5 protein-coding genes are annotated in these 3,804 nt (G+C 43.5%); all 5 read right to left on the reverse strand.

The genetic code is table 11. The annotated features are described in order from the left end of the window. Positions 1-67: 67 nt before the first annotated feature. Positions 68-781 (reverse strand): type I restriction endonuclease, encoded by a 714-nt coding sequence (locus ACLFWI_RS28195; protein WP_446415686.1) that lies wholly within the window; start codon positions 779-781, stop codon positions 68-70. Beyond that, a complete protein-coding gene (locus tag ACLFWI_RS28200) occupies positions 747-1,154 on the reverse strand; it encodes a hypothetical protein (RefSeq protein ID WP_446415687.1) in 408 nt (135 codons plus the stop codon). The genes ACLFWI_RS28195 and ACLFWI_RS28200 overlap by 35 nt, the downstream gene beginning before the upstream one ends. Before the next feature lie 226 nt (positions 1,155-1,380). Continuing rightward, positions 1,381-2,232, reverse strand: coding sequence for a slipin family protein (locus ACLFWI_RS28205; RefSeq protein ID WP_446415688.1), 852 nt, complete (start codon positions 2,230-2,232; stop codon positions 1,381-1,383). Between the two features lie 143 nt (positions 2,233-2,375). Further along, positions 2,376-3,452 (reverse strand): hypothetical protein, encoded by a 1,077-nt coding sequence (locus ACLFWI_RS28210; RefSeq protein WP_446415689.1) that lies wholly within the window; start codon positions 3,450-3,452, stop codon positions 2,376-2,378. 29 nt (positions 3,453-3,481) lie between these two features. Continuing rightward, on the reverse strand, positions 3,482-3,652 hold the full coding sequence (locus tag ACLFWI_RS28215; protein WP_446415690.1) for a hypothetical protein: 171 nt from the start codon (positions 3,650-3,652) through the stop codon (positions 3,482-3,484). Positions 3,653-3,804 lie beyond the last annotated feature (152 nt).

Raw genomic sequence — 3,804 nt, forward strand, 5'->3', positions numbered from 1 at the left:
TGTCAGGTTGATTCCTGGATAAAATACGATGATAGGGCTAAAGCCCTTACTACAAACCTGGGTTTGTTCATGTAATTAACGTGCCAATTTGTTTCATAATTTGCAGAACGTTGTATAGTTCATTATGCGGACGGGCAAAGATGGAAAAATCCGTGGACAAATCATAATAACCGACAGGTTCTTGAATTAATTTAAGGAAAAGGAAGTGATCCCCATTAGTGACTAAGCCAAAAGACGGTTGTGTGGGCTGAGGATTAGCCATCATGTAGGCGAGGGCTTGGGGAATGGCGACTGAAAAGGAAAATTTAGTTTGTTTGGATTCAATTAAGGTTAGCCAAAATTTATTTTTTAACACGAGAGGGTCGATGCGTCCGCGATAGGTTTCCTCTCGTTCTTCAACCGTAAACTCGACTGATTTTTCTCCTTTAAGTTTATAGGGCGGGTCACAAAAGCCTGCTAGGTACAATAGTGGGGAAACGATGAGTAAATTAACGGTCGCTTCGGTCATTGAATCATCAGCACTGTTGTAGAGATAGCTCGTTTTAATCCGGTTGAGGGTGTCCTGTTCAGATTGGGTGAGTTCAGGAAGATTATCTTGCCATTCTGAAAAGAACTCAAGATTATCATTTCGGCGAATATTGAACCGCGATTCAGCTTCGTTGAGCGAAGTAACGACTTCAGTAATTGTTAGAGTTTTTGTCATCAGTTTAGGGGGAATGACAATTGTATAGCAATAGACACATCGATTAGGACGTTCGGCACCATTGTAGAGACGCGCCATGGCGCGTCTCTACTTGTTTTTCAATCTGAGTCGTCCCCAAATCTTCCAGAACTGAATTAAGATTTGAATGGGTCATTATCGAATCCTCGTTACGAAAAATGTGCCTCTGAGTATAGTGTTGCCAGGAATGCAAAAGATACTTCGAGATAACAATCTCTAATTCGGTAACGAATATACTACCGGATTCCCATGCTAGATAATTATTCTCTCCTTGTTTCAATCGAAGTTCGCTGACGATGACTTGTTGTCCTGTATCAAGACTATCACCGACAATCCCTGTAATTCCTGTAACTCCCTCGGCATTGGTAAAGTGGCTAAATAAGCGCCCTTCACCTAAGTTAGGAGTTATCTTAGGTGGCGGTAGTGATAACAAAAAAAAGTGGGGTCGTTATTTAATGAATTGAACACACCTTATGATAGATGACAATCAACGCTTCTCAATGGGATGCGATCGCGCAATTCTAGGTCTGATACAATTAGGTCTTATAGATGACACCTTTGGCAAGGGCGGGTTTATCAATATCTGGGTTTCTTACATGCGATAATCGTAAAACCCGCCCCGACATCTGTCAAATATCCCCACCGATCTAAGAGAGCCGTTACGGGTTATCCTCTGGAATGGAAGACAAATCTAAGGGAATCGGCTCATCCGTTGATTTAACCTGAACAACCCCATTACTCTCAACCTTATTGCCCTGATTTAACACCTCCGTCCATTGCTTGGCTAAGGTAATAAAATCTGATGGCATCATAATCAAGGTTGTGGTGTTATTTTCCGCGCCAATTTCCGTCAGCATTTGTAAACGCCGTAATTCCAAAGCGGCTGGATTTTCCACAATCTTCTGCGAGGCTTCAGCTAACTTAATCGAGGCTTCTTGTTCAGCGGAAGCCTTAATCAAACGCGCCCGTTTTTCCCGCACAGCTTCGGCTTCTTTTGCCATTGCCCGTTGCATATTGCTGGGAATTTCTACATCTTTAATTTCTACCCGTTCAATCACTACCCCCCAAGATTCGGTGATTTCGTCTACAATTTCTTGCACACGCAGGTTGATTTTATCGCGGTTTTGCAAGACATCATCTAAGATATTTTGTCCCACGACATTCCGTAATGTCGTCATCGCCGCTTGATAAACGGCTATTTCGTAATTTTCGACTTTATTAATTGCCCGAGATGGATCAATGATGCGATAATATAAGACAGCATTGACTTTAATCGTCACGCTGTCAGCCGTTACCGCTTCTTGGGGGGCGATATCCACAGTTTTGGTGCGGATATCTACTTGGGCTTTTTGGTCAATCAGAGGTAGAATCCAATACATCCCCGGTCCTCTGACATTGCTGAACCGTCCCAAGCGAAAGATCACGCCGCGTTCATATTCGCGATCAATCTTAAAACCGCTGAGTCCCGCCAGCAGAATGATTCCGAACACTGTGCCAATAATGGTTTCCATAGAGACTTGCACCAACTCTAATGTCTCTATTGTAGGAGATAAGCCAGATAGGAAGGTAGAGACATAGCCTATATCTCTACCTTGCCGGTTTAACTAATGTACATTGAAATAGGCTATTCCCCGTTCCCTGTTCCCCGTTTCCTTTAACGACAAGCGAATAATTTTTGCATAGCTGTAGTATAAGGCTGAACGATTGATTGTTGCTCAGAGTCTAGGCGGATGAGAATCTTGTCTACTAAAAGTCCAACCATGCTCTCCACTAATTCCCAACTCACATTCACACTGGGATAAACCATCTCACATAACGGATAGAGTTCTTTCTCCATTGCTGCCATACTCTGTTCCAAAACACAAACCCACAGGTAGGCTTGAAACATCTCGACATCGCGGATACTTGAGGCTTTTACTTCTGGATGATCCAGTTTCCCGCGACGGCTGCGATAAGTGGGGTATCGTTCCAAGGCGTGGCGATAAACCCTGGTGGCAATTTCCTGACTCTTGGGTATGAGTTGCTCAACTAAGGCTAATACAGGAGAATTAAGAGAATGTTGAGCCGCCGCCGTGCATACCCGTTGCCAGGGAATACATACTTGCTCTTCAATAAACTTAAAGTAAGGAGAGAGCAATAACTGTTCCGGTAGGCTTAACCGATTCAACAACACCTTGGAACTGAGATGAAACTGGGTACTCATAAATCCCAGCGTATTCTGATTATTGGCAGATAAATGCTGGGACTGAAATTGCATTAATTCTGGGGTCAGAATTGTCACCAGGGAGGAAACTTCGGGTAGCTCTAATTTGGGCATGACCGAGACTTTATATAAATCGGTCGAAATATCCACCGTGTCTGCTTCAGATAAAGCCTCGATTAGAGATGGACTTGGTGACTGGTTTCGATAGACGGATAAAACCTTCTCATAAACCTGCGCTGAGGATGTGGCGATACCTTGGGATTCGGTTAAGTTGACAACGTTGGGAATGTAGGAGAAGAGAATACTTGTCCGAATACCCGCACACTTGCAGTGAATTTCTATCAGTCGAGAGAGTTTAGTCGCCGTTTTCTCTCGCCCTTGACGAGAGGCGGCTTCCATTAACTCAATGGTTGTACATTTGTTCGTGGTTAAGGAAAGCGTGGATAAGTCAGGGACATAACGGGCTGCCCACAGTTTAAGTAGGCGTTTAACTGTGATACTTTTGTCTAATGGGGTGGTTACCAGCATGAAATACTCCTAGTTTGGGGTGAGGATAGTCAACAAATCGGATGATTGGCATCCGTCGAACCTATCGTTGGCTGGTAGATCCCCTTTTGGACTAAATTCGGGTTAATTCTCCCGTTTTGGGTATAGACAAGGCAGATAGCAGATGGCAGATGGCAGATGGCAGATGGTTCCCAGGAAAAAGTTATGTAGAGACGTGCCATGGTACGTTTGAGTTGGGCAATCCTCTCCCTGCTTTGGTGAATGGATGGAAAAATTTGGCCCTGAAGGTCTATGCTTGCGTTAATGTGACAGTCTTAATGTTTAGTATAAACGCAAATATATGAATTTATGTAAACCTTTTTTAAAGAAATAC

The sequence above is a fragment of the Coleofasciculus sp. genome, from assembly GCF_046539235.1.
Classification (GTDB): domain Bacteria; phylum Cyanobacteriota; class Cyanobacteriia; order Cyanobacteriales; family Coleofasciculaceae; genus Coleofasciculus.

Bases quoted from the DNA above. Each gene is read 5' to 3' on its own strand.
- ACLFWI_RS28210 (WP_446415689.1), bottom strand. From the start codon at position 3,452: ATGCTGGTAACCACCCCATTAGACAAAAGTATCACAGTTAAACGCCTA.
- ACLFWI_RS28215 (WP_446415690.1), bottom strand. From the start codon at position 3,652: ATGGCACGTCTCTACATAACTTTTTCCTGGGAACCATCTGCCATCTGC.
- ACLFWI_RS28195 (WP_446415686.1), bottom strand. From the start codon at position 781: ATGGCGCGTCTCTACAATGGTGCCGAACGTCCTAATCGATGTGTCTAT.
- ACLFWI_RS28205 (WP_446415688.1), bottom strand. From the start codon at position 2,232: ATGGAAACCATTATTGGCACAGTGTTCGGAATCATTCTGCTGGCGGGA.